This window comes from Hymenobacter terrestris (assembly GCF_013377905.1).
Lineage (GTDB): Bacteria > Bacteroidota > Bacteroidia > Cytophagales > Hymenobacteraceae > Hymenobacter > Hymenobacter terrestris.
The window spans coordinates 98,446-118,292 of sequence record NZ_JABKAV010000005.1; the positions used below are offsets into that span (position 1 = coordinate 98,446).

At 54.5% G+C, this 19,847-nt stretch carries 20 protein-coding genes; 17 read left to right on the plus strand and 3 right to left on the minus strand.

Annotated features, from left to right (window positions below; genetic code table 11):
- Positions 1–288: 288 nt before the first annotated feature.
- From rplI to rpsF, 3 genes are all read right to left on the minus strand, one after another.
- Entirely contained in the window at positions 289–732 is a 444-nt protein-coding gene (gene rplI, locus HW556_RS03320; RefSeq protein ID WP_176897942.1) for a 50S ribosomal protein L9, read from the minus strand.
- A gap of 112 nt (positions 733–844) precedes the next feature.
- The gene (gene rpsR / locus HW556_RS03325) at positions 845–1,096 is read right to left on the minus strand and encodes a 30S ribosomal protein S18 (protein ID WP_019947036.1); all 252 of its coding nucleotides are present in this window, start codon (positions 1,094–1,096) and stop codon (positions 845–847) included.
- Positions 1,097–1,106: 10 nt separating this feature from the next.
- The gene (gene rpsF, locus HW556_RS03330) at positions 1,107–1,478 is read right to left on the minus strand and encodes a 30S ribosomal protein S6 (RefSeq protein ID WP_176897944.1); all 372 of its coding nucleotides are present in this window, start codon (positions 1,476–1,478) and stop codon (positions 1,107–1,109) included.
- Positions 1,479–1,944: 466 nt separating this feature from the next.
- On the opposite strand from rpsF, the gene HW556_RS03335 reads away from it, so the two are divergent.
- The 17 genes from HW556_RS03335 (at position 1,945) to HW556_RS03415 (ending at position 19,802) form a co-directional block, all read left to right on the plus strand.
- The gene (locus HW556_RS03335; RefSeq protein ID WP_176897945.1) at positions 1,945–3,219 is read left to right on the plus strand and encodes a cytochrome c3 family protein; all 1,275 of its coding nucleotides are present in this window, start codon (positions 1,945–1,947) and stop codon (positions 3,217–3,219) included.
- A gap of 165 nt (positions 3,220–3,384) precedes the next feature.
- Positions 3,385–6,414 carry a TAT-variant-translocated molybdopterin oxidoreductase gene (locus HW556_RS03340; RefSeq protein WP_176897946.1) on the plus strand — a complete coding sequence of 1,010 codons (3,030 nt, stop codon included), beginning with the start codon at positions 3,385–3,387 and terminating at the stop codon, positions 6,412–6,414.
- A 114-nt stretch (positions 6,415–6,528) separates the two neighbouring features.
- The gene (gene nrfD, locus HW556_RS03345; protein WP_246285049.1) at positions 6,529–7,983 is read left to right on the plus strand and encodes an NrfD/PsrC family molybdoenzyme membrane anchor subunit; all 1,455 of its coding nucleotides are present in this window, start codon (positions 6,529–6,531) and stop codon (positions 7,981–7,983) included.
- On the plus strand, positions 7,976–8,500 hold the full coding sequence (locus tag HW556_RS03350; RefSeq protein ID WP_176897947.1) for a DUF3341 domain-containing protein: 525 nt from the start codon (positions 7,976–7,978) through the stop codon (positions 8,498–8,500). The genes nrfD and HW556_RS03350 overlap by 8 nt, the downstream gene beginning before the upstream one ends.
- 2 nt (positions 8,501–8,502) lie before the next feature.
- Positions 8,503–9,243 (plus strand): c-type cytochrome, encoded by a 741-nt coding sequence (locus HW556_RS03355; RefSeq protein WP_246289507.1) that lies wholly within the window; start codon positions 8,503–8,505, stop codon positions 9,241–9,243.
- Positions 9,244–9,252: 9 nt separating this feature from the next.
- On the plus strand, positions 9,253–10,599 hold the full coding sequence (locus HW556_RS03360; protein ID WP_317170468.1) for a quinol:cytochrome C oxidoreductase: 1,347 nt from the start codon (positions 9,253–9,255) through the stop codon (positions 10,597–10,599).
- A gap of 94 nt (positions 10,600–10,693) precedes the next feature.
- A complete protein-coding gene (locus tag HW556_RS03365; protein ID WP_176897949.1) occupies positions 10,694–11,770 on the plus strand; it encodes a cytochrome c oxidase subunit II in 1,077 nt (358 codons plus the stop codon).
- Positions 11,771–11,794: 24 nt separating this feature from the next.
- Positions 11,795–13,645: a cytochrome c oxidase subunit I gene (locus tag HW556_RS03370; RefSeq protein WP_218136851.1), complete on the plus strand. Its 1,851-nt coding sequence runs from the start codon at positions 11,795–11,797 to the stop codon at positions 13,643–13,645.
- A gap of 252 nt (positions 13,646–13,897) precedes the next feature.
- Positions 13,898–14,980 carry a COX15/CtaA family protein gene (locus HW556_RS03375; protein ID WP_176897951.1) on the plus strand — a complete coding sequence of 361 codons (1,083 nt, stop codon included), beginning with the start codon at positions 13,898–13,900 and terminating at the stop codon, positions 14,978–14,980.
- A gap of 57 nt (positions 14,981–15,037) precedes the next feature.
- Positions 15,038–15,889, plus strand: coding sequence for a heme o synthase (cyoE, locus tag HW556_RS03380; RefSeq protein WP_176897952.1), 852 nt, complete (start codon positions 15,038–15,040; stop codon positions 15,887–15,889).
- 153 nt (positions 15,890–16,042) lie between these two features.
- Positions 16,043–16,630, plus strand: coding sequence for a cytochrome c oxidase subunit 3 (locus HW556_RS03385; protein ID WP_176897953.1), 588 nt, complete (start codon positions 16,043–16,045; stop codon positions 16,628–16,630).
- 25 nt (positions 16,631–16,655) lie between these two features.
- Positions 16,656–17,429: a cytochrome c oxidase subunit 3 gene (locus HW556_RS03390; protein WP_176897954.1), complete on the plus strand. Its 774-nt coding sequence runs from the start codon at positions 16,656–16,658 to the stop codon at positions 17,427–17,429.
- Between the two features lie 72 nt (positions 17,430–17,501).
- Entirely contained in the window at positions 17,502–17,831 is a 330-nt protein-coding gene (locus HW556_RS03395; RefSeq protein ID WP_176897955.1) for a cytochrome C oxidase subunit IV family protein, read from the plus strand.
- Positions 17,832–17,834: 3 nt separating this feature from the next.
- On the plus strand, positions 17,835–18,497 hold the full coding sequence (locus HW556_RS03400) for an SCO family protein (RefSeq protein WP_176897956.1): 663 nt from the start codon (positions 17,835–17,837) through the stop codon (positions 18,495–18,497).
- Entirely contained in the window at positions 18,484–19,044 is a 561-nt protein-coding gene (locus HW556_RS03405; RefSeq protein ID WP_176897958.1) for a DUF420 domain-containing protein, read from the plus strand. The genes HW556_RS03400 and HW556_RS03405 overlap by 14 nt, the downstream gene beginning before the upstream one ends.
- Before the next feature lie 70 nt (positions 19,045–19,114).
- Entirely contained in the window at positions 19,115–19,393 is a 279-nt protein-coding gene (locus HW556_RS03410) for a hypothetical protein (protein ID WP_176897960.1), read from the plus strand.
- Positions 19,383–19,802, plus strand: coding sequence for a DUF983 domain-containing protein (locus HW556_RS03415; RefSeq protein WP_246289505.1), 420 nt, complete (start codon positions 19,383–19,385; stop codon positions 19,800–19,802). Before HW556_RS03410 ends, HW556_RS03415 begins: the two co-directional genes overlap by 11 nt.
- Positions 19,803–19,847 lie beyond the last annotated feature (45 nt).

Below are 19,847 nucleotides of genomic sequence, written 5' to 3' on the forward strand. Positions count from 1 at the left end.
GAATTAGACCCCGGACGGGCCAACGGGCAGGCAACCTACTCAACCGCCCGCTTGCGGCCAAACGGGCCGGTCAGCGGGGCGCATCTCCTACATGGAAACGCGGCTCAGTTGCTGCCTTGAAGATGGGAGAGAGATGCCGCCAGCCGCTCCGAAAAGCAGCCGACTGAGCAGTTGTACGAACAAAGGTCGTAATAAGTGCTGCAGTATACGGCAGCGCCGATAAACAAAACGCCCGGCTGCTAAAGCAACCGGGCGTTTTGTTTGCCTCAATGGCGTTTCTGTGGTAGCCTACTCGGCCACTACGTTGAAACGAATCTTGTGCTTCACCTCGCGGTGCAGGTCGGCCGAAGCAGTGTACTCGCCTACCGACGTGGGGTCGGTGTCGAACGAGAGACGCTTGCGGTCTACCTCGATACCCTTCGCCTTGAGGGCGTCGGAGAGCTGCAGTGTGGTTACGCGGCCGAAAATTTTGCCGCTTTCACCCACCTTAGCCGGGATGTCGAGAACCATGTCACCGATCTGGTCGGCCAGGCCCTGGGCATCGCCCTTCACCTTGTCGGCCTTGTGAGCGGCCTGACGGACGTTCTCGGCAACGATTTTCTTGTTGGTTTTGTCGGCCAGTACGGCCAGGCCCTGGGGCATCAGGTAATTGCGGCCGTAGCCGGGCTTTACCGTCACGAGGTCGTTCTTGTAGCCGAGGCCCTTAACGTCGTCTTTCAGAAATACTTCCATGATTTTTCTAGTATTGAGTATTGGGTAGTTAGTAGTGAGATGAAGTAGACATTTGTGGAATTAACACCAACGAAATCTAACTACTCAATACTAACTACTCACTACTAAATGTCTATTTCAACGAGTCGGTTACGTAGGGCATCAGGGCCAGGTGGCGCGCCTTGGCTACTGCCTGGGCTACTTTACGCTGGAACTTGAGGCTGGTGCCGGTAATACGACGGGGCAGAATGCGGCCCTGCTCGTTGACGAACTTCAGCAGGAAGTTCGGGTCTTTGTAGTCGACGTACTTGATACCGGCTTTCTGAAAGCGGCAGTACTTCTTACGGGCGTCCTGCTTGTGCAGACGCTCGTTGGCGAGACTCATTTTACGTTGCTTAGCCAACTGCTTCGGACGTTTTAGGTTTGGGTTGATTCATTTCGCCTTTGCGACGACGGCCAGCGTACTCCAGAGCGTACTTATCGAGTACGGTAGTCAGGAAACGGATGACGCGCTCATCACGACGGAAGGCCAGCTCCAGCACATCTACAATGTTGCCTTCGCCGGTGAACTCCACGAGGAAATAATACCCGGTGTTTTTTTTCTCGATCGGGTAGGCCAGCTTTTTGAGGCCCCACGATTCGAGGTTGATGATGTCGGCGCTATTTTCCTTAAGCACCTGCGAGAACTTCTCGACCGTCTCTTGGACCTGACTCTCGTTTAGAACGGGAGTGAGGACGAAGACCGTCTCGTAATTTCTTACTGCCATTACGACGGGGTGGAATATGATGTGAAAAAATAAATGAGGGGCAAAGGTATGCTTTTTAGCCGCAATAACCAGCTATATTCAAGTAGATTACAGGGAAAGTTTTGTAGCACAGCTTTTTGAGTGCTTCTGCTCAAACCTTCTCCTTAATAGTGGGGTTTTTTGGCTGAGCAGGGCATGAGACAATACTGATGTGGCAACAGGTTCGGAGCCAAGCCGAATAGCTGGGCGTTGGGGCAGGAAAAGGCGCAAAATTAGAGAGCTTAGAATAAGTCTAAGCTTGCCTATAAGGTCGATTTTTCGCCCCCGTTGGTTTGTTCTCTGGCTTTCCCAAGTTACATTTGTGGCCTTGAAGCACCCCCGCGTTTCTTTTTTTTAGCTAATCTGTGCGATGGATAGCATCCGACTACGTTCCCTTCCCCGCCTCTTTCTTGCTCTGCTTCTGTTCTTTGTCAGCTTTGGTTATGCCATGGCGCAGGGAGCACAGCCAGCAGCCGGCGAAATAGGCTCATCTAAAAACCCCAGTGAGGTGGGTGTAACGCCCGGCACCGTAGCCGCCGCTGCGCCGGCCGCCGCTGCTGGTACCACTACCGCCGATCCGGCTGCTATTGCCGCCGGTGATGCCTTGTTCAAAGGCAATTGCGCCCAGTGCCACGCCATCAACGAAGTGGTAGTGGGACCAGCTATGGCTGGTATCACCAAGCGCCGGCCCATGTCGTGGATCATTCCGTGGATTAAAAACTCGAGCAAAGTAGTCGCTAGCGGCGACGCTTATGCAGTAGCGCTCTATAACAAGTACCAGAAGCAGCAGATGCCGAGCTTTCAGCTTTCAGATGCTGAAATCACATCTATCGTTGCTTACATAACCTCGGAAGAGGGTAAGCCTACGGTAGGTACAGGAATCGCCCCAACCGACGGTTCACAAGCTTTGGTAGATGGCACAGCTGCTGCCAACGGTGAGGCCAGCAGTTCGATGAACATCCTGCTGATTGTGCTGGTGGTGGTGCTGATTGTACTGGTGGTAACGCTGGTTATCATTGCCAACATCATGAAGGACGTGCTACGGGGCCGCAAGGACCTTGACGGCCGCGACCGGGAGCAGATCGAGGAGCGTTTCGACTACAGCCGCATTTACAAGTCGACGGCCGTGCGCGGTATCGTGGGCACCGTGTTTGTACTGGCTGTGCTCTATGAAACTATCCAAGGCGCCATGGGCGTGGGCCTAAGCCAGGGTTACCAGCCTACCCAGCCCATTGCCTTCTCGCACAAGCTGCACGCTGGTGAAAACCAGATCAACTGCGCTTACTGCCACACTTCGGTGTACAAGGGCAAGTCGGCCAACATCCCGTCGCCTAACATCTGTATGAACTGCCACTCGCAGATCAAAACGGAGTCGCCGGAAATCAAGAAGATCTATCGTGCCATCGAGCGCAAGCAGCCTATCCAGTGGGTGCGAGTACACAACATCCCCGATCTGGCCTACTTCAACCACTCCCAGCACACCCAAGTGGCCGGTCTGGAATGCGTAACCTGCCACGGTCCTATCGAGAACATGGAAGTGGTTTACCAATACTCGGCCCTCACAATGGGCTGGTGCATCAACTGCCACCGCGAGACGCCGCTCAACACCAAGGGCAACGGCTACTACGACAACCTCGTGAAGCTGCATGACTCCAAGAACGGCGCAGTTCCCTTCACGGTATCGTCGAACGGCGGCACCGAGTGCTCGAAGTGCCACTACTAAGCGCTTAGTGCTGAAGGTTGCGGAAGGTAACGAAAACTGCCCTCCTTAACCTTCAGCCCAATAAGCCATACATACAACTTCCCAAGTCAAGACAAGTACCCTCTTGCAAACCGCAGGGCGTCGAACATAAGACCCCCGGTGCGCAGGAACCCAAGCCCCCAACAAATGCAAGAGTCGCCCAAGTACTGGAAGGGAATTGAGGAGCTGGAAAACTCACCGGAGTTCATCAAGAACGCCATGACCGAGTTTGCCGACTTCATGCCGGTGAAGGAAGGCCATGGTTCGACGGATGCGACAGTAGCCCCGCGCCGCGACTTCCTGAAGCTGATGGGCTTCGGATTAGCCGCCGCGACGCTGGCCAGCTGCGAAGCGCCCGTTCGTAAGGCTATTCCTTACCTCAACAAGCCCGAGGAAGTAGACCCCAGCATCGCCAACTTCTACGCTTCCACGTTCTTCAACGGTCAGGACTACAACAGCGTACTGGTAAAAACCCGCGAAGGACGGCCCATCAAGCTCGAAGGCAACCCCGAGTCGCCTATCACCCGCGGCGGCCTTTCGGCTCGTGGCCAGGCAGCAGTGCTTAGCCTGTATGATAATGCCCGCCTACAGTTCTTTACCAAGAAGGGCCAGCGCATTGCTACCGACCAGCTTGACCAGGAAGTACGGGCCGCATTGGCCGGTGCCGGCCGCGTGGCCATCGTGTCGCCGACTATCATCAGCCCTTCGACCAAAAAAGTAATCAACGAGTTCACCACTCGCTTCGGTGGGGGTGAGCACGTGATGTACGATGTAAATTCGTCATCAGCCCTGCTCCGGGCTAATGGTGGTGTACTGCCGGCCTACGATTTCAGCAAGGCCGACGTCATCGTAAGCCTCGATGCTGATTTCCTGGGTACCTGGATTTCGCCCGTCGAGTATGCCCGCCAGTACGTAGAGAACCGCAAGGTGTCGAGCGAGCGGCGTACCATGTCGAAGCACTACCAGTTCGAAACCAACCTTTCGCTTACCGGCTCCAACGCCGATGTGCGCGAGTCGCTGAAGCCTTCGGCTATGGGTGCGGCTACTGCCGACCTCTATAATGCCGTAGTAGGTGGCGGCGCTGCCCCGGCCTCCAAGAAGCTCGCCGAAGCCGCTACCGCCCTGCGCCGGGCTGGTTCGCGCGGCCTCGTCGTATCGGGTATCAACGACCCCGGTATCCAGACGCTGGTAGCCGCTATCAACCAGACCCTCGGCTCAGCCGCTGTCGATACGGCTAACCCTTCTTATGTCCGTCAGGGCGACGACGCCCGCATGGCGCGCCTGATCAAGGACATCATTGCTGGCCAGATTGGCGCGGTGATTTTCTACAACGCCAACCCCGTGTACGACCACCCGATGGGTGCCGAACTGGGCAAAGCACTGCAGGCTGGCAAAGTAAAAACCAGCATCTCGCTCAACGACCGGCTCGATGAAACCGGCAAGCTGTGTCTCTACGCTGCTCCCGACCACCATTTCCTGGAGTCGTGGAACGACTATGAGCCTAAGCGCGGCTACCTGAGCCTGGCCCAGCCCGTAATTACGCCACTTTTTGCAACCCGTCAGGCGCAGGATTCGCTCCTGACCTGGGCTGGTAACCCGACCACGTACTACAATTACCTTCGCCAGCAGTGGCAGGGCGTATTGGGCAGCGCAGGCTTCGTGAAGGCTTGGGATAAGGTCGTGCACGATGGCGTGGCTCGCGGTTCGGCTCTGCCCGCTCCGGCTGCCCAGCTGGAGCCCGCAATGGACGCTAACAGCGCCATGAGCGCGATTCGCGCCAACAAGGGCGCTGGTATTGAGCTGGCTGTTTATGAGAAAGTTGGCCTGGGCAACGGAGCCCAAGCTAATAACCCTTGGCTGCAGGAACTGCCCGACCCGATTTCGAAGGCTACCTGGGGCAACTACGTAACTGTTCCCCGCGCCTATGCCGTGGAGCAGAAGTGGGAGCAGGGTGATGTGGTGAAGGTGACGGCCAATGGCAAGAGCATCCAGCTGCCCATCCTGATTCAGCCTGGCCAAGCTGCCGGCACTATTGGTATTGCCATCGGCTACGGCCGCGAGGCTGCCGGCAAAGTGGCCGATCAGATTGGTGCCAATGTGCTGCCACTGCTGACGATGCGCAACGGAGCCGTCAACTACACCACCCCGGTGCAGATTGAGGCTACCGGAACGCAGTCGCCGATTGCCCAGACCCAAACTCACCATACCATCATGGACCGCGAGGAAGTGGTGCAGGTGGCGTCGCTGAAGCAATACCAGGAGAACCCCAAGGAAGTAACTGAATACGTTAGAATTTCGACTCCCGACGGGTTAGAGGCACCAGCAAAAGTGTCACTGTGGCAGGATTACGAATACAAGAACCACCACTGGGGCATGGCCATTGACCTCAACTCGTGCATTGGTTGCGGGGCGTGCGTAATTGGTTGCCAGGCCGAAAACAATGTGGCTGTAGTAGGCAAGCAGGAGGTAATCAACCGCCGCGAAATGCACTGGATGCGTATCGACCGCTACTATAGCTCCGACGCCACCAAGGAAGATTTCGACGAGAAGGGCAAGCTTGATACGTACGCGGCCATGGAAGATCCGTCGGCCAACCCGTCGGTAGTGTTCCAGCCCCTCATGTGCCAGCACTGCAACCACGCGCCCTGCGAAACGGTGTGCCCGGTATTGGCCACCACCCACAGCTCGGAAGGTCTCAACCAGATGACCTACAACCGTTGCGTGGGTACGCGCTACTGCGCCAACAACTGTCCTTACAAAGTGCGTCGTTTCAACTGGTTCTCTTACTACTCTAACGAGAAGTTCGAAACCGTTAACGGCCACATGTTCACTGACCTGGGCCGCATGGTGCTCAACCCGGACGTAACCGTTCGGGCCCGCGGCGTAATGGAGAAATGCTCCATGTGCGTGCAGCGGATTCAACTGGGCAAGCTCGAAGCCAAGAAAGAGAAGCGTCGTCCGCGGGATGGCGAAGTCGTCTCGGCCTGCGCCCAGTCGTGCCCTACCCAGGCCATCGTGTTCGGCGACATGCGCGACCCCGAGTCGCGCCTTTCGCAGCTGTTGCGCCGCGAGGATGGCGAGCGGGCTTTCCACGCCCTGGACTCCATCAACGTGCAGCCAAACATCACGTACCTGACCAAAATCCGAAACACGGATCAACTCGATTTCAACGTTTAATTATCGGTGCTTAGCTTGTTGGGGATTTAGGGAGTTGGTTTTTTAGCGCCAGTTCATTCGCCACGAAGCCAAGTCCCCGAATTCCTGAAGCCCCAACAACCAAATTCAACCATTATGCAGCACGTATCACCTGTACGGGAGCCGCTCGTAACCGGGGGGAAAACGTACCACGACGTCACTCAAGACGTGTGCCGCCAGGTAGAAGCCGCCCCGAATATTCGGTGGATGGCCGCCCTGAGCGTTGCCCTTCTGCTCCTCGGCGTATTCTTCTACTCGGTTTACCGCACCCTGTGGTACGGTATCGGCGAGTGGGGTCTGAATAAAACCATTGGCTGGGCCTGGGATATCACCAACTTTGTGTGGTGGGTAGGTATCGGCCACGCCGGCACCCTGATTTCGGCTGTATTGCTGCTGTTCCGTCAGAAGTGGCGGACCTCCATCAACCGCGCTGCCGAGGCCATGACCATTTTCGCCGTAATCTGCGCGGCCATGTTCCCTGTATTGCACATGGGCCGTCCGTGGCTGGCTTACTGGGTATTCCCACTGCAGAATACGTTTGGCTCGCTGTGGGTGAACTTCAACTCGCCCCTGCTCTGGGACGTATTCGCCATCTCGACGTACTTCACCGTGTCGCTGGTGTTCTGGTACACGGGTCTGGTTCCTGACTTCGCTACCATCCGCGACCGGGCTAAGGGCCCAATTGCCAAAGTAGCTTACTCGCTGCTGAGCATGGGCTGGAAAGGTTCGGCCAAGCACTGGAGCCGCTATGAAACTGTTTCGCTGATTCTGGCCGGTGTTTCGACTCCGCTGGTACTCTCGGTACACACCATCGTATCAATGGACTTTGCTACCTCGGTCGTACCGGGCTGGCACACCACCATCTTCCCGCCCTATTTCGTGGCTGGTGCTATCTTCTCGGGCTTCGCCATGGTACTGACGCTGATGCTCATTACCCGGGTTGTATTCAAGCTGGAAGACTACATTACCATCGAGCACATCGCCCTCATGAACAAAATCATGATGGTAACCGGCTCCATCGTGGGTGTGGCGTATATCACGGAGTTCTTCATTGCCTGGTACTCGCAGGTAGAGTATGAATCCTACGCTTTCATCAACCGGGCCACTGGTCCATACTGGTGGGCTTACGCGGCCATGATGACCTGCAACGTGATTACGCCTCAGCTGGTGTGGTTCCGTAAGGTGCGCTACAGCATCCCGCTCACGTTTATCCTCTCGATCATCGTGAACATCGGTATGTGGTTCGAGCGTTTCGTGATTATCGTTACCTCGTTGCACCGCGACTACCTGCCTTCTTCGTGGGCTATGTTCTCGCCCACAATTATCGACGTAGGCATCTACGTGGGTACTATCGGCCTGTTCTTCACGCTGTTCCTGTTGTTTGCCAAGTTCTTCCCGGTTATCAACATGGCCGAGGTGAAGTCGGTGCTCAAATACACGGTAGACAATGGCCCGACCTATACCGGCCGGGACCCGCACCACGCCCCTCAACCCGTTACCACCCACGGTGTGCCCGCTTCGGCCCCGGTAAACTACGATAAGCATGACTAAGCGCTTCGCCCTCGGTATTTTCGAAGACGAGGACGTGCTGCTGCACGCCGTGGAAAACGTTCGGGAAGCCGGCGTTAAAATCTACGAAGTCTTCACCCCGTTCCCAATCCACGGCATCGACGACGCCTTGGGTATCGAACGGTCGCGCCTGCCCATTGCCGCGTTCTTCTTCGGTCTCACCGGCCTGTCGTTTGCGCTGTGGATGCAGATTTACATGCTGGGTTTTGACTGGCCGATGATTATCGGTGGTAAACCCCACATTGCGTTACCCGCTTTCATTCCGGTATCGTTCGAACTGACGGTGCTTTTCTGCTGTCACGGAATGGTTATTACCTTCTACGCCATCAGCAAACTATATCCGCGCTGGAGAACACCAGTACTGGACGTTCGCTCGACTGACGACAAGTTCGTTATGGCCATTGAGGTGAATGAGAACACCGATATGAACAAGCTTACGCAGATTCTGCGTGAGAATGGCGCGTCGGAGGTTAATCAAAAAGAAATGTCCAAGTTCTAATGATGCACTTGCTGAAAATATCGCTACAGGCGTCGGCGGTGCTGCTGGCTGCGGCGCTGACCACGGGCTGTAATCAGGCCAACGACCCAGGCTTGGAGTACGCTCCTGAGATGTACACTTCCATTCCGTACGAGCCACTGAGCCAGGTAGGTGCTAACCGCATCAACCCAATGGGTATCAACGAGCGTACGCCGGCCGTCGGAACCATTCCGCGTGGTAAAATGGCCTACTACACGCACATCGCTAAGGATGATGTAGAAACGGCAGAGACTACGCTAACTAATCCTTATGCCTATTCCAAAACTCACTTGGAGGAAGGCAAGGTACTATACTCGCGTAACTGCCAGCATTGCCATGGTGAGCAGGGTGATGGACAGGGTCCGGTAGGTATCAAGTTCAAAGGGGTGCCCAACTACTCTACAGGTGCCTATAAGAACCAGAATGACGGTCACATTTACCACGTTATTCAGTGGGGACGTAACCGCATGATGCCACACGGCTCGCAGGTGAACCCTGAAGAGCGGTGGAAAATCGCCATGTATGTGCGGGCTCTGCAGCTTGGCAAAGGCCCAGATGGGCTGGCTGATATGGTAAAAGTTGGCAGCCCTAATGCCAACGTACCCACGGCCGACTCGATTATGACGTCAGGCCAGATGAAAACGAACCCTACAAAAGCTGGCTCGAACGAGATGTCGAAGAACCCCGGAGCGGGCGACCCGGCACGCAACGGCGAAGCTATTTAATCCCCTGCTATGGCAACTCTGACACATCAGGAAAGCGTTACGGCGGAGTATCTGGAGGTAACTCCAGGCGCTCGTAAGAACTTCATGCTCATTATCATTGCCGGTGTAGTTCTGCTGGTAGTGGGTGTTATCGTCTCGCTGTTCGGCGGTGGCGGCCATGAGGCGGCCGAAGGAGCAGCCGCTGCTCATGGAGCCACGGCTGCCCACGGCGCAGCTGTTGCCGGCCATGGTGGCGGTGAACATCATAGCAGCGCGCCTTGGCTAAAGCGAATTATAGTGAGCTTATGGCACAGCAACGTATTCTTTACGGGCGTTTCGGCCATTGGCACCGTGTTCATGGCTATTCAGTACGTAGCTTATGCGGGCTGGTCGGTTGTGGTAAAGCGAATCAATGAGGCCCTCAGCGCTTGGTTGATTCCCGGCTTGGTGATTATGCTGATCGTGTTCGGCCTGAACTTCATTAACTACGACCTGTTCCATTGGACCGTACCCGGTATTATGGACAAGGCTGATGCCAACTACGATGCCATTGTTGCCGGCAAATCAGGCTTCCTGAACGTGCCGTTCTATGTTATTCGGATGGTCATTTATCTTGGCCTGTGGATCTACTTCACCAAGCGACTACGTGATCTGTCGTTGGCCGAGGACCTGAACGGTGGCACCGCTTACTTCCACAAAAGCATCAATGTATCGGCCCTTTTCCTGGTGTTCTATGCCGTAACATCGTCTATGTCAGCATGGGACTGGGTGATGTCGGTTGATGTGCATTGGTTCTCTACTCTGTTCGGCTGGTATGTGTTTGCCTCATGGTGGGTATCCGGTATTGCAGCCGTTACGTTGTGCGCCATCCTGCTCAAGCAGGCCGGCTACCTGCCCCTCTTGAAAGACGGCCATTTGCACGATCTGGGTAAGTTCATGTTCGGCTTCAGTATTTTCTGGACCTACCTGTGGTTCTCACAGTTCATGCTCATCTGGTATGCCAACATGCCTGAGGAGTCGGTGTACTTCAACCAGCGTCTGGGTGGCTTCAATGGTCGCTACACCTGGTTGTTGTATGGCAACCTATTCGTCAACTTCGTCTTCCCCTTCTTGGTGTTGATGACCCGGGATGCGAAGCGTCAGATGATCATGCTTAAAATTGTGAGCATTGCCATTCTGATTGGCCATTGGTCTGACTTCTATTTGATGTTCATGCCCGGAACAATGAAGGGGGAAAACGGGTTTATTATTGAGATTGGCATCGCGCTGATTTTCCTCGGCAGCTTCCTGATTTTGATGACCAAACGTTTGGCTCAGGCGTCGCTGACCCCGATTCATCATCCCTTCCTCGACGAGAGCGTTCATCACACTACTTAATCTCAGACCTGAGTATTGAGTAGTAAAAAGTTAGTCTTGTTTTGATGACAAGTACGCTCTTTTAGCCTCTCAACTCTCACTTCTACCCTTGCAAATGACTACTCTGAGCATTGTTCTGGTTTTGGCGCTGTTACTGGTCGTATTCGGCCTGTTGTTTCGTCTCCAGATTCTGACTTCTATTTTCTCAGGCAGCTCTAATCGGGAGGTGGGCGTCAGTAACCGCGTTAATGCCATCATGTGTATGGTATTCCTGATAGGTGGCGGCGCTTGGTTCGCTTGGTCGTTCATTGAGAACTTCGACAAGATGAACCCGCCGATTGCTTCCGTACACGGCTTGGCTACCGATAAAATGTTTTGGGTGTCGATGGCCATTCTGGGCGTAGCCTTTGTGCTGACTCAGGTATTGCTGTTCTGGTACTCTTACCGGTATCAGCATAAGGAAAACCGTCGGGCCTTTTTCTTTCCCCACAACAACAAGATTGAGGTTATCTGGACGCTGATTCCAGCTATTGTAATGGCGGCCCTGGTGTTTGCTGGCTGGAAGGAATGGACTCGTATCACTGGTCCTGCCCCTAAAGACGCGGTTGTGCTGGAGATAATGGGCAAGCAGTTCAACTGGCTGGTGCGTTATCCTGGTCGCGACCAGAAGCTGGGCGTGGTGAACTACCGCTTAATTGATGCTGTAAATGAGTTCGGCTTCGACCTGAGTGACCAGAACGGTGTCGATGACTTCACAGCCGGTGAAATCCACGTTCCTAAGGGGCATCCGGTGTTGTTGCGCATCCGCTCGCGCGACGTACTCCACTCAGTATACATGCCCAATTTCCGGGTACAGATGTATGCTGTGCCAGGTATGCCTACCAAGTTCTGGTTTACGCCTACCAAAACAACCGATGAGATGCGGGCCCAGACCGGTAACCCGAATTTCAATTATGAACTGGCCTGCAACCAGATTTGCGGTCGTGGTCACTTCGCAATGAAGATGAGCATTATCGTGGATGAGCCTGACGATTATGTCAACTGGTTCGCTCAGCAGAAATCGTTCTCAGATCAGAACCCAGAAGTATTGGCCAGCTTCAAACAGAAGTCGGAAAAACTGGTTAACAAAGTGCCAGCCACACCGGCTGCTGCTGCGGTGGTAACGCCTGCAGCCGCTAAGGCTTCGCTTTAAACATTCTTACTGCACGTTTTACCTATGGCAGCTAACTTTCCCACGCAAAAGCAGGTGCAGGGTGGCATCGGGGCAACCGAACCGGGCCACGACCACGCGCACCACGACGAGCACCACGAGCAGAGCTTTCTGCAGAAATACGTTTTCAGCACCGACCACAAAGTAATTGCCAAGCAATTCCTGATTTCAGGTATCTTCTGGGCTGTTATCGGCGGTACGCTATCCAGCCTTTTCCGCTTGCAACTAGGCTGGCCTGAGGCTACTCTGGAGTGGCTCACGCCGTTTCTGGGCAAGTGGATTGAAGCTGGTAAGCTAAACCCGGAATTCTACCTGGCGTTGGTAACGATGCACGGCACCATCATGGTGTTCTTCGTGCTGACGGCTGGTCTATCGGGTACGTTCTCCAACTTTCTTATTCCGTTGCAGATTGGTGCCCGCGATATGGCGTCGGGCTTCATGAACATGCTATCCTACTGGTTCTTCTTCGTGTCCAGTGTGATTATGTTCGCCTCGCTGTTCATCGAAACCGGACCTGCTGCGGCTGGCTGGACAATTTACCCGCCTCTTTCGGCACTTCCCCAAGCTATTTCCGGCTCGGGCGCTGGCCAAACACTTTGGCTGGTATCGATGGCGCTGTTCATCGTATCGCAGCTGCTGGGCGGTGTGAACTACATCACCACCGTTATCAACCTGCGGACCCAGGGCATGAGCATGAGCAAGCTCCCCCTGACTATCTGGGCTTTCTTCCTGACGGCCATTCTAGGTCTGCTGGCTTTCCCGGTACTGTTCTCGGCTGCCTTGCTGCTGATTTTTGACCGCTCGTTTGGTACTTCATTCTTCCTGTCGGATATCTACATTGCTGGTCAGGCCTTGCCAAACACCGGTGGTTCTCCTATCCTGTTCCAGCACTTGTTCTGGTTCCTAGGACACCCCGAGGTGTATATCGTGATTATGCCTGCGATGGGCATGGTGTCGGAAATTTTGGCTACCAATGCTCGTAAGCCCATCTTCGGCTACCGCGCCATGATTGGTTCGCTGCTTGGCATTTCGTTGCTTTCCTTCATCGTGTGGGCTCACCACATGTTCGTAACCGGTATGAACCCTTTCCTTGGATCGGTATTCATGTTCCTGACGCTGATTATTGCGGTGCCTTCGGCCGTGAAGGTATTTAACTGGCTGGCTACACTGTGGCGCGGTAACATCCGCTTCACTACGGCCATGCTGTTCTCTATCGGTTTCGTATCGTTGTTCATTGCCGGTGGTCTGACGGGTATCGTTCTTGGCAACGCTGCTCTCGACATTCAGTTGCACAACACGTACTTCGTGGTAGCTCACTTCCACTTGGTAATGGGTTCGTCGGCTTTCTTTGGCCTGTGGGCTGGGGTATATCACTGGTTCCCCAAAATGTTCGGCCGCATGATGGACGAGAAGCTAGGCTACATCCACTTCTGGTTGACGTTCATTGGGGTGTATCTGGTATTTCTGCCGATGCACTATGTCGGTATTGCCGGCTTCCCCCGTCGCTACTACGCTTGGACTGGTTTCGATACGTTCAGCCAGTTCGCCGACTTGAACAAGTTTATTTCAATAGCTGCCATCGTGGCATTTATTGGCCAGTTCATCTTCATCTTCAACTTCTTCTACAGCATCTGGCGCGGCCGTCGTGCCACCGAGAATCCTTGGAACTCGACGACGCTGGAGTGGACAACGCCGGTTGTTCCCGGCCACGGCAACTGGCCCGGCGACATTCCCGCCGTGCACCGCTGGCCCTACGACTACAGCAAGCCTGGCGCTGAAGAGGACTTCATTCCTCAAACCGTACCCTACTCGCAGACGCAGTCTTCAAACTTGCCCTACGAGAAGGAAATGGAGTAAGCACCATTTGGTGAGTGCATTAGAAAACAGGCCACCGTACCAACGGCGGCCTGTTTTTTTGCGCGATAATCATCAATGGACGCTTAACTAAATAAGGATAATTACAGCCTTTACAAGAAGCAATTTGCACCTTGGATGGTTGTGTATAAGAGAAAGGGCAACAGGGGTAAGGCTTACATGACAGGCCCTCAACTATTCTTCAAAATAGCTTTTTCACTGGCTAACAGTTTGCAGTAAACAGTCCTTAAATCAATGGTAACTCCTGCTTTTGTGCGCCGCTTCCGGTTCGTAGGTATCCTGACCGTAGCGGCCGTGTACGTTCTGATTCTGATAGGTGGCATTGTACGTAGCACTGGCTCAGGCATGGGCTGCCCCGACTGGCCTAAGTGCTTTGGTACCTGGGTGCCGCCTACGCACATCAGTCAGTTGCCGGCCGATTACAAGGATATCTACCTGGCCCAGCGGGTGGCTAAGAATGAGAAGCTGGCTGCCCGGCTCGAAAGCATGGGCTTTCACCAAGTAGCAGGTGATATTTTCGACCATCCTTCACAATACATCGAAACTGATTTTAACCCGGTTAAAACCTGGATTGAATATATCAACCGCTTGGTAGGGGCACTTATCGGAGTGTTTGTGTTTGCCACTGTGCTATTTGCGCTTCCCTATTGGCGGCGCGACCGGCCGGTGTTCTGGCTGGCATTGGGCTCGTTTCTGCTTACCGGCGTGCAGGGTTGGCTGGGGTCGTTGGTTGTCTCTACTAACCTGCTGCCCATTATGGTAACCATACATATGGGCCTAGCCCTTGTGATTGTAGGAATGCTGCTGTATGCTGTGATTCGTTCGCAGCGCCCGGGTAGTGGTATCGAAGAAGGTATACAGTCGTTGCCGGGCCTGAAAGCTGCGCTAGTGGTGGCCGTGCTATTCACCTTTGGCCAGATTGTACTGGGTACCCAAGTGCGTGAGGAAGTGGATCTGCTGGCTTCGGCCAGTCATTACCTCGGCCGCGCCGGCTGGATAGACCAGTTGGGGACCACCTTTAAGGTGCATCGTTCGTTCTCTATCCTCATTGTGCTGCTTAATGCCTACATGGTATATACTCTCTATAGGCTGCCTTCGCGGGGGCTGCACCGGCTGGCTGTGGCTATTGCTGTGCTGGTGGTAGGCGAAATTCTGGCAGGCATCACGCTGGCCTATTTGGCCTTTCCGGCTTTCGCGCAGCCCATTCACCTCACGCTGGCTACTGTACTCTTCGGAACCCAGTTTCAGGCACTGGTAGTCTACAACCGGGCCACGAAGATGCAGCCGCAGGTGGCTACTCCGGCCGTTGTTGCGTAGCTTTGCAGCCCCGTTAGGGGGTGGTTTTCCGCCATACATACCGTTTTTCTCCCGTTAATGCGTAAGGCTAAGGCGTACTTCCAGTTGATTAAGTTCCGGCTGGCCCTCACGGTGGCTTTCTCCAGCGCCATTGGCTATTTGCTTGGGGCCAATGAACTGCATTGGGGACAGGCACTGCTGGTAATGGTAGGCGGGCTCGCCGTTACGGGAGCGGCTAACACAATCAACCAGATTTTCGAAATTGAGCTCGACCGGCAGATGAAGCGCACTGCGCAACGGCCGTTGCCACTGGGTATTCTTAGCCCGCTGGAGGCCTGGGGGTTCACGGTTATATTGGGCGGGGCTGGGCTCACGCTGTTGGCGCTCGTGTTCAATCCGCTGTCGGCGGCACTGGCGTTGCTTTCCCTAATTCTGTACGGGTTCGTGTACACGCCGCTCAAAACAATCTCACCGATTTGCGTGGCTGTTGGGGCCATTCCAGGTGGGTTGCCGCCGCTTATCGGTTGGGTGGCAGCTACCGGCTTTCTGGGCCTGCAGGGCTGGATTCTATTCGGCATCCAATTTATGTGGCAATTCCCGCACTTCTGGGCAATTGCTTGGGTGCTCGATGACGATTACAAGAAGGCCGGATTCAAGATGTTGCCCTCACCCGGCAAGAAGGATTTGCGCACGGCCTTCCAGATAATGACCTACACCATGGTGCTGATTCCGCTCAGCCTGCTGCCCTTCTACTTTGGAATGACCGGCACTGTGTACCCGATGGTGGCAGCCGTGTGCGGGGTGCTGTTCCTGATGCAGACATTTTACTTGATGCGGACTGTCAGCAAAAAAGCCGCTATGAGCATCATGTTCGGCTCCTTTCTGTACCTGCCCATCGTGCAGATTGCGCTAGTGCTGGATAAAATGTAACTCTTTGTTTAGAAGTGAGATTTGCAACCTGAGAAGTGAGACAAAAGGCTGCATCTCAGTGTTAAAAACAAACAGATGCAGGGCTCGGATTCTTTCAATTCCATGTTCTGATGTCTGGCTCACTTCTCACCACTCAATCTCATTTCCATAAATATGCTTGCTAACGAAGCCCTGAATACCAAGGAGCCGGCTACTGGAATACATCCGACCCGGTTTCTGCTCATGCTGATGATGGTCAGCATCTTCATGATTTTTGCCGCCTATACGAGTGCCTACATTGTGCGTCGTAACGAAGGCAACTGGCTGGAATTTAATTTGCCTCCGGGCTTCCTGTACACCACGGTAGTGCTGCTACTGAGCTCGGCTACGGTGCAGTGGGCGTGGGTGGCCGCGCGCCGCGACGACCTCAAGCAAGTACGCCTAGCATTGTTGCTCACCTTCGGGTTGGGCATGGCGTTTCTGATAGGCCAATGGTTGCTCTGGGGCCAGCTAGTTGAGGGCCGCATCTTTTTTGCGGGTACCGATTCCAACCCTTCCGGTTCATTTCTGTATGTATTAACCGGAGTTCACGGTTTTCACCTCATTACGGGCCTTATCTTTCTGCTGGTTGTTGTGTGGAAAAGCTTTAAGTATCAGGTGCATTCCCGTGAAATGCTCTCCATTGGCAACGTTACCATCTACTGGCACTTCCTGGGTGTACTTTGGTTGTACCTGTATTTGTTCTTACTTTTGAACCACTAGATTGTTGTAAACTCCCCCGCACGCTATGTCCACCATTTCCCCGACGACGCAGGCAATTTCCGATTCTGCCCTGGATAAGCCGCGCACTGGCACCTGGGACGGCGGCAACGAGCCCTTCAATGCCAGCTACGGCAAGCTGATGATGTGGTTCTTCCTGCTGTCGGACGCCTTCACGTTCGCTGCCTTTCTGACTACTTACGGCCTCATCCGCCACCGGTACCTGCCTTACACTGGCTCGCCTGAGGCCTTTGAGTTCTCTACCGCTTACTGGCCCATTCCGGAGAAAGTATTCAACTCCTTTCCCGGTCTGCACGGTGTCGATCTGCCACTGGCCTTTGTGGCCCTGATGACGATGATTCTCATCTTCTCGTCGGTAACAATGGTACTGGCCGTAGAAGCTGGGCAGCGTTTCGACAAGAAAGATGTGCAGAAGTGGTTGCTCTGGACGATTCTGTTCGGAACAGTTTTCGTTAGCTGCCAGGCCTGGGAGTGGAGCCACTTTATTGGCGGCACCGATGAGGGCACGCTGATGAACGATGGCACCCGGTTCTTTGGAGCCAATCTGGCTGTCAACCAGTACGGTCCGGTGCTGTTTGCCGACCTGTTCTTCTTCATTACCGGTTTCCACGGTACGCACGTATTCTCGGGCATCTGTCTGCTGATTTACTGTTTCATCGCCACTACCAACGGCACGTTCGAAAAGCGTGGCCACTACGAGATGGTGGAGAAAATTGGCCTCTATTGGCACTTCGTTGACTTAGTGTGGGTGTTCGTCTTCACCTTCTTCTACCTGGTTTAATTTTCCTGGCTTCGAGGCCGGCTGGCACCCAATGGGGCGCCCAGTCGGCTTTCGTGATTTACTTCTACGCTCATGGCTAATCACACCACGCAAATGCCGGCCCATGCCGGCGAAATTCCGAAGCCCAATACGGCCTGGATCTGGAAAACTTTCTGGATTATCACCGCTATTACGGCACTGGAATTCCTGATTGCTTTCGTTATGCCTTCGAGCACGATGCGCAACTCGATTTTCATCATCCTGACCATTTTCAAGGCATTCTTCATCGTGGCCGAGTTCATGCACTTGAAGCATGAAACCAAAGGACTTATCTGGACAATCATGATTCCGATGGGTCTGTTGATTTGGCTACTGGTGGCGCTCATTACCGAGGGTAACGCCATTCACGAAGCTATTTTCTAGTTTATGCGGCCCCAACAAGTATTACTGTTGGGCCTGATGTTGCTGGTTCCGGTCTTAGCTTTTCTGTTTCTGAAAGGCTTCGGTACCAACCGTTACGCGCTGCCCTTTTATCTGCCCGAACGCGTTGACTCGACGCTAGTGGCCGGAAAATGGCAGCGCGATACTGTTTTCCACCAACTCGGGTCGTTCCAGTTGCGCGAGGGTGCCGGCGGACGCGAGGTAACCGGTGCCGAGCTAAAGGCCCAGGGCCTGTATGTGCTGAGCGTATTACCGCCCGGCTGCCCACTCGAATGCCAGCGCCAGACCGCCCAGCTAGTGCGGCTGCAGGAGAAATACCGGCAGGAGCCCCGGGTGCGGCTGGCCTCGGTGCTTGCCAGTTCAGACTCGGTGGCCGTAGCTGCACGCTACGCCGAGCAGGCAGGAGCCATTGCCGGCAAATGGTTTTTCCTGACCGGAAACGAAAGCAAGGTGAACCGGTTATTAGAGCAGGAGTTCCGGCTTCTACCTTCCGCTACAACCACCAGTGCCAGCACTTATCCGCTTGTTGTGCTGCTTGTAGACCGCGACGGTTATGTGCGTGGCCGCTACAACGGCACCAGCGAGCGGGACATGAACCGGCTCATCACTGAAATCAGCGTATTGCTCTACATCTATGACAACCCCTGATCCACTTACCAACCCTGCTGTCGGTGCTGCCAAGTACAAAGTGCTGGCCGCGGTACTCGGGGCCGTTATTCCGGTAGCGGTAGCCGTGCTGTATTACTTTCCCGGCGTGTTTGTCATTCCGGGTCTCAACGTGAAGTCCCTGCCCGCCGTCAATGCCGGGCTCAATTCACTGACAGCAGTGTGTCTGATGCTGGGCTACTACTTCATCCGCAACAAGCAGGTGGCCCGGCACCGCGCCATGATGGGGCTGGCCTTTCTGCTTGGCTCGTTGTTTTTGGTGTCGTATGTGGCCTACCACTCGCAGGTGGCCAGCACTACATTTGGCGGCCAGGGGTTGATTCGGGGCATATATTACTTCATTCTGCTGACCCATATCGTATTGGCGGCCGCTACTGTAGGGTTGGTACTGTTCACGCTCTACTTCGCCCTCACCGAGCAGTTTCAGAAGCACCGTCGTATTGCCCGCTGGACGTATCCGGTATGGCTGTACGTATCGGTAACAGGTGTTATTGTGTATTTCATGATTTCGCCTTACTACACCTCTTAGAAAGAGCTGTTGCCGAACCTTCGGGGCCGGTTTCAGGGTTATACAAGGACACGTTTATCATCTCAACGCCATGAAGAAATCTGTTGTAATAGGGCTGCTGGCTCTGCTGGTAACGCTGCTGCTGAGTGTGCTGGTGCCAGCACCCGCCCAGGCCCAGTGCACACTGTGCAAAACCCAGTTGGTAGCGGGTGGCAAAGACAAGGACAGCTACGATACTACGGGCCTCAACAAAGGCATAGTATACCTGATGGCCATTCCGTACCTGCTGATTGGCAGCGTGGGCTTTTTTTGGTACCGCCATACAAACCAGCAGAAAAAGAAGAAGAAAGCTGCCCAGGATGGCCTCTAAGGCATATCCTGTTGCGGCCGGCTCGATGCTGGCGGGCGTAGTGCAGCAGCGCTGCCCACGTTGCCGCCGTGGCCCGCTGTTCACGCACTCGGCCCTCAACCTGGCTCATTTCACCGAAATGCCTGCCCAGTGCCCGGTGTGCAGCCAGGTTTACGAGCCTGAGCCGGGCTTTTACTGGGGCGCCATGTACATCAGCTTTGGCTTCTCGACGGGTATGATGCTCGTGATTGGCGCGCTGGTATACTACCTACTCGGCGACCCCGATACGTGGGTTTACATAACGGCCGTAGCAATAGTAGCCGTGCTGATGACTCCCTCTAATCTGCGCTACTCCCGCACGCTGATGCTTTATCTGTTTGGCGGTGTGGACTATAACCCGCAGTATGCTGAAGCCAGCCAGGCTCGCTGATAGCATGGCCACTTCCGGTATAGCCATTAAATTATACGCCGCCTT